Raw genomic sequence first — 17,134 nt, 5'->3', positions numbered from 1 at the left:
AGAATATTTATCCAACTTGATAAGGACCATATGATAGCAGCGAGAGATATCTTGTTGAAGATAGCCGAAGAAGCAATATCAGAAGAGCCATCTATTTGATAGAAACTTTCAGGCAAAAATATCGTTGTTAGATGGAACTCTGAAGAGATCGCAATGGCGGCGCCGTAGGAGAAATACATGATCCATGTTGAAACTCTCAGGCAAAAATACAGAGAGATATAATGGCAGCTTTATTGTCATGCCACTATATCTCTTTATTTATTTACTAAATTAACAGAAAATTTAGAAAACAAAAATCAATTTGCATATAAAAATAAATTTCTAAAGGAGGATGATTCTATGGCTGAACTCAGAAAGACAGCCCTTTTCCCTGCCCATGAGAAATACAAAGGAAAGGTTGTTGACTACGCTGGATGGGCACTGCCAGTGCAATTTGAGGGCATTGTGGCTGAGCATGAAGCAGTGAGAAACGCTGCAGGACTATTTGATGTATCCCATATGGGGGAGGTTGAAATCAAAGGAGCACAAGCCGGGGAATACGTTCAAAATCTGGTGACCAATGATGTATCTGTATTAAATGACAATCAGATTTTATACACATTTATGTGTTACCCCCACGGTGGTATCGTGGATGATCTCTTGGTTTACAAATTTACGAACAATCACTATTTTCTTGTGATCAATGCAGGCAATGTTGAAAAAGATTATAAATGGATGAAAGACAATGTAGGCACTTACGATATTGAGATGAGAAATCTTTCTGATGATGTATCAGAACTGGCACTTCAGGGGCCAAAGGCACAAGAAATATTGCAAGGGCTTACAGATACTGATTTGTCAGAGATTGGTTTCTTCTACTGTAAAAGAGATGTAAATATAGCCGGTGCAAACTGTTTAATTTCAAGGACTGGTTATACAGGGGAAGACGGATTTGAAATCTACCTGGATCATAAGGATGCAGAAGCAGTATGGGATAAAATCATGGAGGCTGGTCAAGAAAAGGGAATCAAGGCAGCAGGCCTTGGTGCCAGGGATACTTTAAGATTTGAGGCTACCTTACCCCTTTATGGAAATGAGTTGGGAGAAGATATCACCCCATTGGAAGCAGGCTTTGGCATGTTCGTGAAATTGAACAAGGCGAACTTTATTGGAAAAGAAGCACTGCAAAAGCAGAAAGAAGAAGGGCTAAAAAGAAAGATTGTAGGGTTTGAGATGGAGGAGAATGGCATCCCAAGACATGGGTATGACGTATTGTCCAATGGTACGATGATTGGTTTTGTGACGACGGGATATTTTTCTCCAACCTTAAAGATAAATATTGGGTTGGCAATGGTGGATATTGCCTATGCAGAGTTGGGAACACCTCTAGAAATTCAAATCAGAAAAAAAGCTTTAAAAGCCAAAGTAGTGAGCAAAAAATTCTATAGTAAAAACTATAAAAAATAAGGAGGAAGAAAAAATGAAAACAATAGCAGGCCTTTTATATTCAAATGACCACGAGTGGATCAAAGTTGAGGATGGAAAGGCGTACATTGGTATTACCGATTACGCACAGCATGCTTTAGGGGAAATCGTTTATGTTGAATTGCCAGATGTAGACAGTGAATTCAAAGCAGGGGATGTTTTTGGTGTTACTGAGTCAGTAAAAGCAGCGTCTGATTCCTATTTGCCAGTTTCAGGTAAGGTGCTAGAAGTCAATGAAGAACTGTCAGACTCTCCACAGCTGATCAATGAAGACCCTTATGGAAGCTGGATGGTATTGATAGAGCTAAGCGATGAAACGGAGCTTGAGCAGTTGATGAATGAACGTCAATATCAGGAATTCTGTGGTAAGGAGGAATAATATGCATAGGTATATACCAAATACTGAAGCAGATGCAAAACAGATGCTGGATAGTATTGGCGGAGCATCTATAGAAGATTTATTCAAAGATATACCGAAAGACCTTCGATTGAATAGGGGACTTAATCTGGGTGAATCCCTTTCTGAGATGGAGCTTATAAGTCATATGAAGGGATTAAGCAATCAGAATAAGAGCGTGGAGGACTTGGTATGCTTTTTAGGGGCGGGAGCTTATGATCACTATATTCCTGCCATTGTAAAGCATTTGGCCATGAGATCTGAGTTTTATACAGCATATACCCCTTACCAGCCAGAAATCAGCCAAGGTACACTTCAGGCAATATTTGAATATCAGTCAATGATTTGTCATCTTACGGGGATGGATGTAACCAATGCTTCCATGTATGATGGTGCAACGGCCTGTGTAGAGGGTGCCATGATGGCTGTGGAAAATACAAAACGGAAAGCCATCATTGTGTCAAAAACAGTTCATCCGGAGGTTAGAAAAGTCCTTGATACCTATGTAAAGTTTAGAGATTTCCAAGTGGTTGAAATAGATATGGCAGATGGTGTTACAGATCTAGAACAATTAAAGACTACCATGGGCAAGGAAACCGCCGGTGTAATTATACAGAATCCAAATTTCTTTGGTGCGTTGGAGGATATGGCAGCTATTGAAAAAATCACCCATGAAAATAAATCTATGCTTATTAACTATGTGGACCCAATTTCTTTGGGAATTTTGAAAGCACCGGGAGAGCTTGGTGCAGATATTGTTGCGGGCGAAGGACAGTCCTTGGGGAACCAATTAAATTTTGGCGGTCCGTATCTTGGATTTCTTGCGGCAAATGCTAAATTGGTAAGAAAGATGCCTGGAAGAATCGTTGGTCAGTCAGAGGATGTTGATGGAAAGAGAGCATTTGTACTAACCCTGCAGGCTAGGGAGCAGCACATCCGAAGATTTAAAGCTACTTCTAATATTTGTTCGAATCAAGGTCTAAATGCACTTATGGCTGCGATCTACTTAACAACTATGGGTAAACAGGGGATTAAAGAAGTAGCAGTCCAAAGCGCTCAAAAGGCCCATTATGCCTTTGAGCAGATTACAAAGAGTGGGAAATTCAAGCCATTGTTCAATCAACCGTTTTTTAAAGAATTTGCTGTGACCAGTGATCTAAAAGCAAGTAAGGTCAATGAAGCATTAATGAAGCATAATATTCTGGGAGGATATGAACTAGGAAAAGATTATCCTCAGTTCGAGAATGGATTGCTGTTCTGCGTCACTGAGAAAAGAACAAAAGCGGAAATCGATCGGCTTGTTCAAGTACTGGAGGTGATATAATGAGGGACTACAACAAGCTAATTTTTGAAATCACCAATGGGGGGAGAAAGGCTTATCATCTTCCAGATTGTGATGTGGCTGAAAAAGAGCTGGAAAACATCATTCCAAGCACATTTTTAAGAGAAAATGAAGTGGATCTGCCAGAAGTTAGTGAAGTGGATGTGATTCGGCACTATACCAGATTATCCAATAAAAATTATGGTGTAGACACGGGTTTTTATCCCCTAGGTTCTTGTACCATGAAGTATAACCCTAAGATCAATGAGGATATGGCATCCCTTGATAAATTTGCAAGGGTTCATCCCTATCAACCAGAAGAAACTGTGCAGGGTGCTCTTGAGCTGATGTATGAACTGGATGGAATGCTCTCAGAAATATCCGGTATGGAAAGAGTAAGCCTTCAGCCTGCTGCAGGGGCCCATGGAGAAATGACAGGGCTAATGATCATGAAGGCTTACCATGAGAACAGGGGAGATCATAAAAGGACAAAGATCATCGTTCCAGACTCTGCCCATGGAACCAATCCTGCCAGTGCAGCTGTTGCTGGGTTTGACATCGTTGAGATAAAATCTGATAAAAACGGAGCAGTGGATATAGAAAGCCTAAAGGCTGTTTTGAATGATGAGATTGCAGGCTTAATGCTGACAAATCCAAGTACCCTTGGATTGTTTGAAACCAATATTAAGGAAATCGCAGACCTAGTCCATGAAGCAGGGGGCTTGCTTTATTATGATGGTGCCAATATGAATGCCATCATGGGCATCACAAGACCCGGAGACATGGGATTTGATGTGATTCACTTTAATCTGCACAAAACTTTCTCTACCCCCCATGGAGGCGGTGGACCAGGCAGTGGGCCTGTGGGCGTAAGAAGTGATTTGGTGCAATTCCTGCCTGTACCTGTTATAGAAAAAACAGGTGAGAGATTTGTACTGGATGATAATCGTCCTCTATCTATCGGTAAAGTAAAAAGCTTCTATGGGCATTTCGGCATCATGGTTCGTGCCTATACCTATATTCTTACATTGGGAGCAGCAGGATTGAAAGAGGTAAGTGAAAAGGCTGTGCTGAATGCAAATTACATGATGCACAAGCTAAAGCCATATTACCACTTACCGATTGATCAAGTATGTAAGCATGAATTTGTTTTAGGAGGCCTTTTAGAGGAGAAATTAGGTGTTTCTACCCTTGATATTGCAAAACGTCTTTTGGACTATGGTTATCATCCGCCGACGATTTATTTCCCATTGATTGTAAATGAAGCAATCATGGTAGAGCCAACAGAAACGGAAAGCCTAGAGACCATCGACAGTTTCATAGATGCAATGATTCAAATCGCAAAGGAAGCAGGAACGAACCCTGAAATATTAAAAACTGCGCCCCATGATACACCTGTAAGAAGAATCGATGAGGTGAAGGCGGCAAGAAATCTTATTGTAAAGTGGGATAAAAGTAAATAACCATTTTTGGAAGGCAGAAGAGGAGGGATGATCATGCTATTTGCCCATGATGGGAACGTGGAAAAAGCTTTAAAAAATAGCATCGCTGGATCTTTGGAAGAGAGAACAGCAAAACTATGTGAGACCTGAGATGCTGCAAGTGCGCTTGCACATGCCTGGGGCGTGAAAGAAACTGTAGAACCCACACAGGTTGAAAATGTGAAACAATACCTAGAAAGTGTGGTAGGCTCCGAAGTTCAATTGAAGTCAGGTCAAAGAGTGAATATTTTAAAAGCTGACCTTAAGGAAAAAAATGATGTATTTCTCATCTATAGATACCAATTGGTAAGCTAGGGCTAGAATGCTTTCAATAAAAAACAGATACCCTCCACTCGACTGAGCGGGGGGTATTCAGTATCATCACTATGGCACAAAACAAGGGAATAAGGAGCGGAAAGCAATGGATTTAAATATTTTAGATTTAGGAAGATGCGGGTATCAAGAAGCTCTAGAAATTCAATATGATATTTTAAAGAAAAGACAGGATGATAATATTGAGGACACCTTGATTTTGGTAGAGCATCCCCCTGTGATTACCATAGGAAGAAATGGATTTCCATCTAATATTATCGTTCCAGAGAAATATTTGAAAGAGCAAGGGGTTGAGGTCCATCAGGTCGAAAGAGGCGGCGATGTAACCTACCATGGGCCAGGACAAATCGTTGGGTATCCCATTGTTAAACTTAAGGATAGGAAGATGGGAATTAGAGATTTTGTGGAGGGAATTGAAGAAACATTTATTCAATTGCTTGGAGAAAATTATAGCATTATAGCGGGTAGAAATTCCGAACATACAGGGGTGTGGATAGACAACAATAAGATTCTTGCCATTGGGTTGGCGGTGAAGCGTGGTGTCACCATGCATGGGTTTGCATTTAACGTAAAAACAAAGTTAGATCATTTTAATCTGATCGTACCTTGTGGCATATCCAATAAAGGCGTTACCTCTATCGAACATATTACGGGTCATCCTGCTGAGTTAGCGCAGGTAAACAAGCAGATAATTAAACACTTCAGCAAGAGTTTTGATTATAATGCCATTCAAAAATGATGTATCTATGAGTCCAGATGGAAAGAGGTAATGATGATGGAGATAAGCAGAAAGCCAAAATGGCTGAGAATCGATTTAAATAAAGGGCGAAGTGTGGACTATGTAAAGAAAGTGCTAAAGGAGTTTTCTTTAAACACAGTTTGTGAGGAGGCCAATTGCCCCAATCGAATGGAGTGCTTTAGCAAAAAAACGGCAACCTTTATGATTTTAGGAAATCAGTGCACAAGAAGCTGTAGATTTTGTAATGTCTCCCATGAAAAACCTCAAATGGTAAATGGGGATGAACCTGACAATGTTGCAAAGGCAGCCGTCCAGCTTGGTTTAAAGCATGTGGTGATTACCTCGGTAACCAGGGATGATTTGCCCGATGGAGGTGCAAACCACTTTGCCAAAGTAGTGGAAGCCATCAAAGCCCGTGATGAAAATATGATAATTGAAGTGCTCATTCCTGATCTGCAAGGAACGACAGAGGCATTAGAAGCGGTCGTAAAAGCAAAACCAGCGGTGATCAATCACAATATAGAGACAGTACCGAGATTATACGATCAAGTAAGGCCCCAGGCAGTGTACGATCGCTCCCTTCAATTATTAGAGAGTGTGAAGGCCTTGGATGACAATATACTAACAAAATCAGGGATTATGGTGGGACTAGGGGAAACGGAAGAAGAAGTCATAGAAGTACTAAAGGATTTACGCAGGGTAGGGTGTAATTTCCTGACCATTGGCCAGTATTTGCCTCCAAGTGTGCAGCATTATCCTGTGGCAGAATATATACATCCGAGTGTTTTTGAAAAGTACAAGGAAAGAGGCATGGAACTGGGATTTGATTTTGTAGCCTCCGATCCCCTTGTTAGAAGCTCATACAATGCTTCAGAGATGATAAAAGCATTATGAAGTGCTTTTGATAGGAGCCAATGGGGCCGTTGTTAATAGCAGTTTGGTACTAGGGGCGATTCACGAATCGCCCGCAGATCGAAAAAACTTTATCTATCGTTCATTAAGGGGCTATATGTAAACCATGTAGGCTCTTTTTGTCGATGACAGAAAGAGAAGATGGAGATAACAAAATTTATGTATAAAGAATGATCAATATAAATCTATGCATCTATTAATATTTTCAATAGCTGGAAGCTCTGTAAAAGATTGTCTCTGAAACCGCTGGCTGATACACTGAAATAGAATGTAATACTTTATCGTATCTAAGGGGGAATAAACTATGAGACCAGCAATTATGGAGCAGCTGCTATTGGCTATGAAGAATAGCCTATACATAATCATTAAAGATAGAGGGAAGCATGAATGCTTTCCTCTATCTTTATATGAAACTCAACTGGAAAAATGGGTTTGTCTTAACAAATTTTCTGTTGTATCTGACAGTTTTAAATCAGCAGCGATTTCTTTTCCTGCTGCTTCTAGAAGGCGTAGATAATCAGATAAAGCAGATTTTAATTCTTCCGTTGGCGCAGTTAAGAGCTTACCTTGTACAGCATAAATTTCTCCGATTAAATCCATGCCCATCTTAAGGGCTACTCTCCGCATCCAATGGGAGACTACTTGGAATTCTTCTCTGTCAGGATGACCACAGCTGGCAATGATCATCAGTTTGGGTGATTGTGCTGTTGGTGACTTTGAATCTTGCACTTTCTCAGATTTATCTTTCTGAGATTGAGGGCCCCCTATCATAGTCATTCGATCCATAAAAACTTTTAACATCCCTGAGATATTCTCAAAATATATGGGTGTAGCAAAAATAATAACATTTGCTCCTCCAGCCAGGGATAGGACTTCGAGCATATCATCGCTGATTACACATTGCCCAGGTCCCCTGAGCCAGCAGGTGTGGCAGCCTTTACAATGCTCGATTCGCTTTTCTGATAGAAAGATATTTACTGTTTCTGCACCTTCTTCTCGGGCACCCTTTAGGAAGGCATCAACCATCACATTGGTGTTGCTATTTTCGCCTTTGGGACTTCCGTTAATTGCTACGATTTTCATTTCCTGACTTCCTTTCTCTTTTTTACTTCTTTCTCCAGTATTGGCTGCCATCAGGTTTTCGGTCTAGAAAACCATACTCTATTAAGTATCTTCTCAAAGCGGTAAAATCGTCATAAAAATTTTCTAAGATAGCATTAATTTCTTTCTCGCTATAGAGGCACCCAGGCTGAAATTGTTGGATCACTTCTTGGAGAGCGATAAGACTATCAGGTTCTAATTGGAATAGCTGACCATCTGTTATATCCATACTTGTTTTGATGATGATCTTTTGCTGTGGATTATTTATAACTTCTAATTCTGTTTTATGGTCCATTGATGCACCCTCCTTTCATTTTATTAATAATAGACATAAAACAAAAAGTTTGTTTATATATAGATATAATACATAAATATCTATAAAAAGTCAATTTGATATATAAACTCATAGGTAAAGGATATATATCCATGACAATAGGATTTACGGTTTAAACTTATAAAGTAACAAAACATAATTTCAAAAGGGTAGATTAATAGATAAATACGTTTAGAATGACAGAAAATGAGTCATATTAAGAGGGTATAGGCTATCAAAAATCAGAAGGATATATGAATTTAATAAGGGGTTGGTAAACATAGATACAAAACGATCTTTCAAAAAAGTAGGTACCCATGATGGTCGATTCCATGCGGATGAGGTAATGGCAACGGCAATTCTGGATAAACTATTTGAACTTGAAGTGGTTCGCACAAGAGATACACGAAAACTAGGAGCGCTAGATATCGTTTATGACGTTGGTGGAGGAGAATTTGACCACCATGGGGTGGAAAAAATCTATCGAGAAAGCGGAACCCCTTATGCAGCTTGTGGTTTGATATGGAATCACTTTGGCAGAAATGTGATACACACAGAAGACTCATCCTTAACAATGGAAGAGGTTGAGTCTGTTTTTGATTATGTAGATCGATTCCTCATAGAGGGGATCGACGCCCATGATAATGGTCTGAAGGTCGTGGATGAAATCATTCCTTCCATGAATATATCAGCGATCATATCAGGATTTAACCCACCGTGGTATGCAGAGGAAAAGGAAGAGGAAGCCTTTTATGAGGCAGTGGAAGTAGGCAAAGCAGTTCTGCAGAATACGATGAGTCGCAAGATTGCAATATTGAAAGCAAAGGATAAGATTATTCAGTCCTATGAAAATAGAGACAGATCAGAATTCTTAGTTCTTGATACATTTTGTCCATGGGAAGAAGCATTGCAGGAAATCGATGAAGAGGGTGAAGTGGTTTTCATCATCTACCCTGACAAAGGTAGATATTCAATGCAGACTGTCAGAGGCAGGGATGGTAAAACCCGAAAGAACCTGCCTAAGAGTTGGGCAGGGAAAGAGAATGAGGAGCTTTCTGCCATCACGGGGGTTGATGACGCAATATTTTGTCATACTGGAAGGTTTATTGCAGTGGCAGGAAGTTTTGAAGGTATTCAGAAACTGGCTGAGATTGCCATCGATTATCATGAAGATTAAGGAATGACAGTAGAAGATGAAAGGTTTTTTTGATACAGATAATAACATATAAACGGATAAGGGAAGCAATTGACAATCATAAAAAATCTATGATATATTTTAAATAATGAAGCCAAGAAGGTTTCGCTGTATGTTTATTTTATACAAAAGCCGCAAATCAGGCCCATGAAGGGGCTGGAAACATTATTCTGCCCTTCGTGGGTCTATCATTTTATAAGGGAGCTGGTAAAAATGCATATGGCAGATGCCTTAATTTCGCCAATCGTTGGGGGTACCATGTGGGCTGCCACATCCGGTGTGATGGCATATTCAATCAAGAAAGTTCAGCATGATATGGATGATAATAAAATTCCACTGATGGGTGTCATGGGTGCCTTTGTTTTTGCTGCACAAATGATTAATTTTTCCATTCCTGGCACTGGGTCCAGCGGCCATTTGGCTGGTGGGATGCTGTTGGCAATACTATTGGGGCCTTACGCTGGATTCTTAACAATGGCGTCAGTCCTATTGATCCAGGCATTGTTTTTTGCCGATGGTGGTTTGCTGGCCTATGGATGTAATGTCTTTAATCTTGGATTTTTTTCTTGTTTTGTTGCATACCCTATGATTGATAAATGGTTTATTCGTGACGAGATGACTTCAAAGAGAATATTTGCAGCTTCTATGGTATCATCTGTGGTGGCACTTCAAATAGGTGCTTTCAGTGTCGTACTGCAGACTTTTCTATCTGGAAAGACGGAATTACCTTTTGGGACCTTTGCACTTTTCATGCAGCCGATCCATTTGGGCATCGGTGTGGTAGAAGGATTGGTTACAGCAGCAGTTGTCACCTATGTATGGAAAGCACGGCCAGAGATTATTGAAAAATCAATCCATGGACAGGAGCTTAACGGGCATTCTATGAAAAAGGTTATAACCACATTGGCCATTGTTGCTGTCATTGTAGGGAGTGTATTCTCCTGGTTTGCTTCAGCAAGTCCAGATGGATTGGAATGGTCAATGTTAAAGACAGCAGGAGAGACAGAATTGGAAACACCCGATGGTATACATAAGACCTTATCTCAAATACAAACGAAGGTATCATTTCTACCAGATTATGAATTTAAGAACCATGAAAGTGATGAAGCTGTACCTACGGAGGCTGGAGAACCATGGCCTGCAGTCAGTGCTGGAACCAGCATTTCCGGGATTATTGGCGGGCTCATTACACTTTTATCAGCAGTTTTTACAGGTTTTATGATCAGCATAGCAAAAAGAAGGAAAAAGAGAATAATTGTTTAATATATATTATATGGGGCAGATAATTCTGCCTTAAATTATATAATGGGATTTGATGAATAGCATGGCAAACTTTTCAAATACATTGTACAATATGGGTGTCATGAATGATCTTGCGAGAAAGGATACGCCTATACATAGGATTCATCCTCTTGCGAAGGTCTTGACAACATTTGTTTATTTGTTGATCTTGGTGTCTTTTGATCGATATGAAATCAGTGGTTTGCTGCCACTGATTTTTTATCCATTGTTGGTATTTCTGTTTGCGGAACTTCCAGCAGGACCAATACTAAAAAGGATTCTGTTTGTTGAGCCTTTTATTATCGGTATTGGGATATTAAACCCGTTTTTTGATCAGGAAATTGTCATAATAGGAGGAATTGCCCTATCCAGGGGATGGATCACCTTTTTTTCAATTTTCATAAAGAGTGGATTGGCTGTAACTGCAGGGCTGCTTCTGATGGCTACTACAGGTATGGATAAGCTTGCAGCTGCCCTAAGGCTTTTAAAAATCCCGCGATTGTTTGTTTTACAGCTGCTGCTAACCTACCGATACATATCCCTATTAATGGAAGAGGTTGCAAGAACTATACGTGCCTACTCGTTGAGAGCTCCGACCCATAAAGGCGTTCATCGGAGTGCCTGGGGTTCACTGGCGGGGCAACTGCTATTGCGAACCCTTGATAGGGCACAAAGAATATATCAGGCCATGTGCTTAAGGGGCTTCACTGGTGAATATCACACTGGAGAAGATGCACACATGCAGTGGAGAGATTTTATCTATGTAATAAGCTGGAGTATCTTCTTTGTAATCATAAGATTGTATAATATACCGATGGTGATAGGTGCTTTGTTAATGGGAGTGATCAGATAAATGAGCCATCATAAAATTGAAACAAAATCATTAGGTTATTCGTATCCAGATGGACACGTAGCCATAAAAAATATATCCTTTTCTATCCATCACGGCGAATCCGTAGGCATTATTGGAGCCAATGGGGCGGGGAAATCTACCCTCCTGATGCTCTTGATGGGTATTCTCTTTCCAAACCAAGGAGAAATCCTTGTAGGGGATGTTCATGTAACAAAAAATACACTATCTATGATACGACAGAGGCTGGGTATGGTTTTTCAAGATCCAGATGATCAGCTGTTCATGACAACGATTTATGATGATGTGGCTTTTGGACCCCGTAATTATAGGTTAGATGAAAATGAAGTTGAGCAACGTGTGATGAATGCTTTGGAGACCGTTGGAATATCTCACTTGAAAGAACGTGCCCCGTTTAAATTGTCTGGGGGAGAAAAGAGAGCAGCTGCAATTGCTGCAGTTCTTTCCATGGAGCCCGATGTTCTCATTATGGATGAACCGACGGCAGCCCTTGATCCCAAGTCTAGGCGGAGATTGATAAACTTGCTCAAAGGATTTGAGCATACAAAGATTATCACAAGCCATGATTTGGATATGGTATTGGAGGTTTGCAAAAGAATTATTGTCATTAAAGATGGGGAAATAGCAGCAGATGGAAATGGTGAGGATATTCTAACAAATGCGGATTTACTCGATGCGTGTGGGCTGGAGATACCCCTTGCACTTCAGAATTGTCCTGTTTGCGGCGTAAATAAAGATAAAGAAAGATGGGTGAAATAGCATGCGTATCGCAGTGATAGATGGTCAGGGCGGAGGAATAGGCAAAGCCATTGTAGAAAAGCTAAGACAGGTATTCGGAAAAGAGGTAGAAATCATTGCTTTAGGTACCAATGCCCTTGCTACGGCACTGATGCTAAAATCCGGTGCTGATGAAGGGGCCACAGGAGAAAATGCCATCGTTTTTAATGCTTCGAGGGTGGATGTGATTATGGGAACCATAGGGATTATTGCTGCCAATGCAATGCTGGGGGAACTGACACCTATGATGGCCAAGGCCATCGCAGAAAGCCCGGCAAGGAAGATTTTGATTCCGTTAAATAGATGCAATATAAAAGTGGTTGGAACCAAGAATGAGCCAGTTCCCTATTATATTGATGATGGAATGGAATTTGTTAAAAGTTTTATGAAGGGTGAATAGAGATCGTAATAAAGGCAAGGTTTATCCTTGTCTTTATTACTTACTGGACAAATCGTAAGTATAATCCAGGGGATGAAAGAAAAGATATGAAACCTTTTATGATTCTTTTCGTCTAAGGCTATGTAGCAAAATAAAAGTACTCAGAATAGGGAAATGTCTATATAGATAAACTTAGGAGGGAATTGTCATGATGACTATGTTTTATAGAAAATCATTCTTGCGATCTGCTGCTGTTCTAGCAATCGTTGGAGCTACTTTACTATCAGGGTGTGCTTCAAAGGCGCCTGATAATGGAAGTAAAGATGCAGAAAAGAACAAACCGGTTGTACAGGAAGATAGCCAGGAAAAAATAATGGCCGACTTGAATGATCTTTTGGAAAGCAAGCCCAAGGCGGATGCCATGATTCAATTTATCGATAAAAATATTGCCAATGTTTCGAAGGAAAATGCATCTGTAATGATGATGGCGTTTGAGGAAATTCAAAAATCAAATTTACCAGCACTGGAAGAAAAGTATTTTAACGGTGAGACCGTACAAAGTAAGCTGGCGGAAACATATATGTCTGGATTTGATATAACGAAGTTTGAAGACATACAGGATGAAGAATTGAAGAGTTTGTTAATGGAAACCAAAGATACAGGATACAAAGTTGAAACCGCAGAAGGTACATTTTTTCCTATCATTAACTATGAATTCTATAAAAAATTCAGTGGCTATGTGTCCGAAGATATAAAGGATTATATCGATATCATGACTGTGGAATCCAACAATGTTCCTGCAAAAGATGCGGCCCTAGTGATTGGATGGGATGAAATTATTGAGAGAGCTTTAACCCAGGAGAGATTTATGAAGAATCATGGAAACTCTGCAAAAGCAGAAGAAGTAGAGCAATTGCAAAAAAAATACTATGCATTTATGATGTATGGCGCAAATAACACACCGCTTTTCAGTTATGAAACGAAAACAATGGTACCCGATGCAAAAGCTGCCTATGAAAATGCACTGAAAAATAAAGACGATAGTGAAACGATTAAAATGTTAGATAACTATATGGATGTACTGGACAAAACAGACTATAAACTATCCGATGAAGCAGAAAAATTTAGGAAGGATGCGGTTGAAAGGTTGTAAGCTAAATGCTGATCCCTACAGAAATATATTAAAAATGCTGCAAATGAACGAGGTTCATTTGCAGCATTTTTAATATATTGAAGATTTTTAAAGGGACCTTGACAATGGATATACAATAACGTATCCTAAAAAAAACCGACGTCGGTTTGTTTTAGGAGGTGTAAATATGGATAAAGCAGCAAAAAAAAATACAAGTAAGAAAAATGAGTTGGTAGAGATTGCTGAAAAGCTATTTATAGAAAAGGGGTATGAAGAAACCAGCGTTGAAGATATCTTGAAGGCTTCAGGGCTCTCAAAAGGAGGATTCTATCATTACTTTAAATCTAAAGAAGAAGTGTTGGTGGAAAGTATCCATAACTGGGCAGAAGGGCTACTAAAAGATATTGAACCGATCATAGAAGACCAAGGGTTGAATGCTGTGGAAAAGCTGAATCGGATGATGGAAAAAAAGGCAGCTGCCCAAAAACAAAAGAAAGAGATCATACAATATTTGTTTATGATCATGAAATCGGATTTTATGTTCTATAAATACTGTATCATCATGGCTCAGAAGTACGTCGGCCCATTCGCCCGAATTATTGAGCAGGGCACAAAAGAAGGTATCTTCAATGTAGCGTTTCCCCGTGAAACAGCAGATATATTACTAAGGGCTATAACTTCTGTCCCGCAAAGCATGTTCTTTGATGAATACATGGAGGACAAAACACAATCGTTAAATTATAAAGCTTCTTTAGAAGCGGTAGTTGCCAGGGCGCTAGGTATAGAAGCTAAAGAAATACGGATATTTCCATAAAGAATGTTGGTGAATAAATAAAGATTAAATTTCCACAAGATGAATGTCTGCGTATATTCAGTTAAGGAGGGATATTATGACAAATATGGTGAAAAGCTTTAAAGCGTTAACACCTGATCTGCAGTCTTCAGCAGGAGGTAAGGGCGGTATGCTGGCTAGATTGTATCAGGCAGGCTACCCTGTGCCAGAAGGCTTTGTGATTCTGCCTGAGGCTTTTTTAGGAGAGAAACTAAGGGGTGAAGCTTGGAATGATATTCTTGTCTTCTTAAATGCCATTAGAAAGAATCATGAAGAAGCTATGTTTGCCGTACGCTCCTCTGCCATTAGTGAAGATTCTGCCCAGGCATCCTTCGCAGGTGAGTTTGAAACTGTCCTCAATGTGAATACAGATCATGAGATTGAGGAAGCCATTTATACAGTTTTCAGATCAAGGGAATCAGAGCGAGTGAAGACATACAGCTCGGTTAAAGGAATAGAGCAATCCCACCAAATTGCAGTGGTGGTTCAGCTGATGGTGACTTCTGAAATTTCTGGCGTGTTGTTTACTGCAGATCCCATTACAGGCAGTTATACGAACATGATAGGGAACTATGTCCATGGTTTAGGGGAACAGCTGGTATCAGGTGAATCCAATGCCTATGATTTCAAGTTGAAAAGGCCAAAAGGAAAGTATGACGGTCCAGATGAGTTTGCTAAATATGCTTCAAAGCTGTACGCGTATGCTGCAAGGCTTGAGAAAGAACTGGATAGCTCCCAAGATATTGAGTGGGCTGTAGCAAAAGGAAAGGTATATATTCTGCAAGCGAGACCAATCACTACTTTTTCTATAGGTAACATAGACACCTATGAAATCAATTATTCGTTGATGGAAGATCAACTTTGGACCAATACCAATGTGGCAGAAGCAATACCCGATGTTTATCCTCCATTCACCTGGAGTATAGCAAGGCTGTTGGATGACTCCATGAATTTTATTCCTGGATATTATGTGTTTTCAGGGAATATCTGTGGAAGACCCTACATGAATATCAGTAGAAGGGTATCTATGATATCGACTGTACTTGGAAAAGATGGAAAAGGTGCGCTAAAGCTCCTGGGAGATTTATATGGACAGATGCCTGAGGAAATGGTTATGCCAATTCACCCCTTTACACGGCTAGAGGTGATGAAGGTGATGTTACCCATCGTCATGGGCACGACAAAGGAGGCATTAAGGGCTTCAAAAAATTTACCCCAGTTTCTTAAGGACACACCTGACTGGTGTGTAGAGATGAGGAAACGAATTGAAAGTGTAAAGGAAAAAGAAGCGCTGCTGAACTTATGGGAGGATGAACTGCGCCCCTATGTCTTAAAAGCGTTAAGTGGGGCTTCTATGGCTGCCATGAAGCTGACCAATATTACAACTTTAGATAAGAAACTTACACAATTGGTGGGGGCAGAAGACAGCAATACCCTTCTCTCTAATCTCAGGGGAGACGCAGGATTAACAAGCTTAGGACCCGTGATTGGTATTTCCAAGGTCATTCAAGGAGAGATGAGCCGCCAGGAATACTTGATGAAATATGGCCATAGAGGGCCCCATGAGTATGAATTATCCATGCCTGATCCAATGGAGGATACGGATTGGTTAGAAAAGCAGATCGCTGAAGCGAAAAGGTCGAATATGGATGTGGAGGGACTTCTAAAGAGGCAGTATAGCCAATATGAGGCTGCAAAAATGAGATTTAAAGAGAGTTATCCCAATAAGGTCAATTGGCTTGAGAAACAAATAAAAAAAGCAGGTGAAGCTGCTCGACGCAGAGAGGAAGGTCGTTCAGAATTTGTAAGGGCATTTAGGCTGGTTCGGGCTTTTGCCCTTAAGGCGGGAGAACTTATAGGAATAGGAGACGACGTATTCTTTCACTATATCGATGAAGTAGAAGCGCTTCTTTCAGAGAAGCTTTCAAGAGTGATGCATATTCCTGCCAGAAAAGAGAATTTCGAAAAATACAGAGCATTACCACCGTTCCCAGCTATTATACGTGGACGATTTGATCCATTTGCGTGGGCAAAAGACCCTAATAGAAGACTTGACTATTATGATGCTACCAGGCCTATGGTTCGTGAACCTGATACCCAAAGTCTTAAAGGATGCGCTGGCGCAGCAGGTAGGGTAGAAGGCATTGTACGAATTCTTACGAGACCGGAAGAGGGAGATGCACTTTTACCAGGTGAAATACTGGTGGCAGCAACGACTAATATAGGATGGACACCTCTCTTTCCTAAAGCAGCAGCAATCATTACTGATATAGGCGCACCTTTATCCCATGCAGCCATTGTGGCTAGGGAACTGGGTATTCCTGCTGTGGTAGGATGCGGAAATGCCACCACCAGACTCAAGACAGGAGATCGCGTCATCGTTGAGGGTGGGCAGGGGATTGTATACTTAAAGGGGTTTAAAGAAAACTGATATGTTTTTTTCAATCAAAATCATAGCTTTTTTACCTTCAATTAACATATTCTTAATGTTTGTTTAAAAATAAAAATATACAATATCCATGGAGATTGAAGATGGTAAAAAATAAAGTTGAGTAGAGGAAGACTGAAGTAACAATGTTATTGAATGATTATTCGTGAAACTCTAG

Annotated in this window: 17 protein-coding genes and 2 riboswitches; of the genes, 15 read left to right on the top strand and 2 right to left on the bottom strand. The window is 40.2% G+C overall.

Annotation, left to right across the window (positions count from 1 at the left end):
* The first annotated feature begins 30 nt into the window (after positions 1 to 30).
* A riboswitch (glycine riboswitch) is annotated at positions 31 to 134 on the top strand.
* A 3-nt stretch (positions 135 to 137) separates the two neighbouring features.
* Positions 138 to 214: riboswitch (glycine riboswitch) on the top strand.
* Between the two features lie 125 nt (positions 215 to 339).
* The 7 genes from gcvT (at position 340) to lipA (ending at position 6,629) form a co-directional block, all read left to right on the top strand.
* Positions 340 to 1,446 (top strand): glycine cleavage system aminomethyltransferase GcvT, encoded by a 1,107-nt coding sequence (gene gcvT / locus K0R93_RS00440; protein ID WP_300295879.1) that lies wholly within the window; start codon positions 340 to 342, stop codon positions 1,444 to 1,446.
* A 13-nt stretch (positions 1,447 to 1,459) separates the two neighbouring features.
* On the top strand, positions 1,460 to 1,843 hold the full coding sequence (gcvH, locus tag K0R93_RS00435; RefSeq protein WP_300295876.1) for a glycine cleavage system protein GcvH: 384 nt from the start codon (positions 1,460 to 1,462) through the stop codon (positions 1,841 to 1,843).
* 1 nt (position 1,844) lies between these two features.
* On the top strand, positions 1,845 to 3,185 hold the full coding sequence (gcvPA, locus tag K0R93_RS00430) for an aminomethyl-transferring glycine dehydrogenase subunit GcvPA (RefSeq protein ID WP_300295873.1): 1,341 nt from the start codon (positions 1,845 to 1,847) through the stop codon (positions 3,183 to 3,185).
* Positions 3,185 to 4,645 carry an aminomethyl-transferring glycine dehydrogenase subunit GcvPB gene (gcvPB, locus tag K0R93_RS00425; protein ID WP_300295870.1) on the top strand — a complete coding sequence of 487 codons (1,461 nt, stop codon included), beginning with the start codon at positions 3,185 to 3,187 and terminating at the stop codon, positions 4,643 to 4,645. Before gcvPA ends, gcvPB begins: the two co-directional genes overlap by 1 nt.
* Positions 4,646 to 4,807: 162 nt before the next feature.
* Positions 4,808 to 4,978, top strand: coding sequence for a hypothetical protein (locus K0R93_RS00420; protein WP_300295867.1), 171 nt, complete (start codon positions 4,808 to 4,810; stop codon positions 4,976 to 4,978).
* Positions 4,979 to 5,084: 106 nt separating this feature from the next.
* The gene (gene lipB, locus K0R93_RS00415; RefSeq protein WP_300295864.1) at positions 5,085 to 5,735 is read left to right on the top strand and encodes a lipoyl(octanoyl) transferase LipB; all 651 of its coding nucleotides are present in this window, start codon (positions 5,085 to 5,087) and stop codon (positions 5,733 to 5,735) included.
* 36 nt (positions 5,736 to 5,771) lie between these two features.
* Entirely contained in the window at positions 5,772 to 6,629 is an 858-nt protein-coding gene (gene lipA, locus K0R93_RS00410) for a lipoyl synthase (protein ID WP_300295861.1), read from the top strand.
* A 432-nt stretch (positions 6,630 to 7,061) separates the two neighbouring features.
* Here lipA and K0R93_RS00405 read toward each other — a convergent pair whose 3' ends face one another.
* Both K0R93_RS00405 and K0R93_RS00400 read right to left on the bottom strand, forming a co-directional pair.
* Positions 7,062 to 7,730 carry a flavodoxin family protein gene (locus K0R93_RS00405; protein ID WP_300295858.1) on the bottom strand — a complete coding sequence of 223 codons (669 nt, stop codon included), beginning with the start codon at positions 7,728 to 7,730 and terminating at the stop codon, positions 7,062 to 7,064.
* Between the two features lie 22 nt (positions 7,731 to 7,752).
* Positions 7,753 to 8,043 (bottom strand): DUF2087 domain-containing protein, encoded by a 291-nt coding sequence (locus K0R93_RS00400; protein ID WP_300295855.1) that lies wholly within the window; start codon positions 8,041 to 8,043, stop codon positions 7,753 to 7,755.
* Positions 8,044 to 8,332: 289 nt separating this feature from the next.
* Here K0R93_RS00400 and K0R93_RS00395 point away from each other — a divergent pair, with 289 nt between their 5' ends.
* The 8 genes from K0R93_RS00395 to K0R93_RS00360 all read left to right on the top strand — a co-directional run bounded on the left by K0R93_RS00395 (position 8,333) and on the right by K0R93_RS00360 (position 16,959).
* A complete protein-coding gene (locus K0R93_RS00395; protein WP_300295852.1) occupies positions 8,333 to 9,238 on the top strand; it encodes an MYG1 family protein in 906 nt (301 codons plus the stop codon).
* 231 nt (positions 9,239 to 9,469) lie between these two features.
* The gene (locus K0R93_RS00390) at positions 9,470 to 10,519 is read left to right on the top strand and encodes an energy-coupling factor ABC transporter permease (protein ID WP_300295850.1); all 1,050 of its coding nucleotides are present in this window, start codon (positions 9,470 to 9,472) and stop codon (positions 10,517 to 10,519) included.
* 61 nt (positions 10,520 to 10,580) lie between these two features.
* Positions 10,581 to 11,390 (top strand): cobalt ECF transporter T component CbiQ, encoded by an 810-nt coding sequence (cbiQ, locus tag K0R93_RS00385; protein ID WP_300295847.1) that lies wholly within the window; start codon positions 10,581 to 10,583, stop codon positions 11,388 to 11,390.
* Entirely contained in the window at positions 11,391 to 12,167 is a 777-nt protein-coding gene (locus K0R93_RS00380) for an energy-coupling factor ABC transporter ATP-binding protein (protein ID WP_300295844.1), read from the top strand.
* Between the two features lies 1 nt (position 12,168).
* Positions 12,169 to 12,585, top strand: coding sequence for a DUF3842 family protein (locus tag K0R93_RS00375; protein WP_300295841.1), 417 nt, complete (start codon positions 12,169 to 12,171; stop codon positions 12,583 to 12,585).
* Positions 12,586 to 12,772: 187 nt separating this feature from the next.
* A complete protein-coding gene (locus K0R93_RS00370; RefSeq protein WP_300295838.1) occupies positions 12,773 to 13,717 on the top strand; it encodes a hypothetical protein in 945 nt (314 codons plus the stop codon).
* A 166-nt stretch (positions 13,718 to 13,883) separates the two neighbouring features.
* Positions 13,884 to 14,510 carry a TetR/AcrR family transcriptional regulator gene (locus K0R93_RS00365; RefSeq protein ID WP_300295835.1) on the top strand — a complete coding sequence of 209 codons (627 nt, stop codon included), beginning with the start codon at positions 13,884 to 13,886 and terminating at the stop codon, positions 14,508 to 14,510.
* 76 nt (positions 14,511 to 14,586) lie between these two features.
* Entirely contained in the window at positions 14,587 to 16,959 is a 2,373-nt protein-coding gene (locus tag K0R93_RS00360) for a PEP/pyruvate-binding domain-containing protein (protein WP_300295832.1), read from the top strand.
* The last annotated feature ends 175 nt before the right edge of the window (positions 16,960 to 17,134 follow it).

The sequence above is a fragment of the Anaerosolibacter sp. genome (assembly GCF_029240175.1).
GTDB lineage: Bacteria > Bacillota > Clostridia > Peptostreptococcales > Thermotaleaceae > Anaerosolibacter.
The sequence above is the reverse complement of the archived record's forward strand: the minus strand, read 5'-3'. Positions and strand labels throughout refer to the sequence as shown.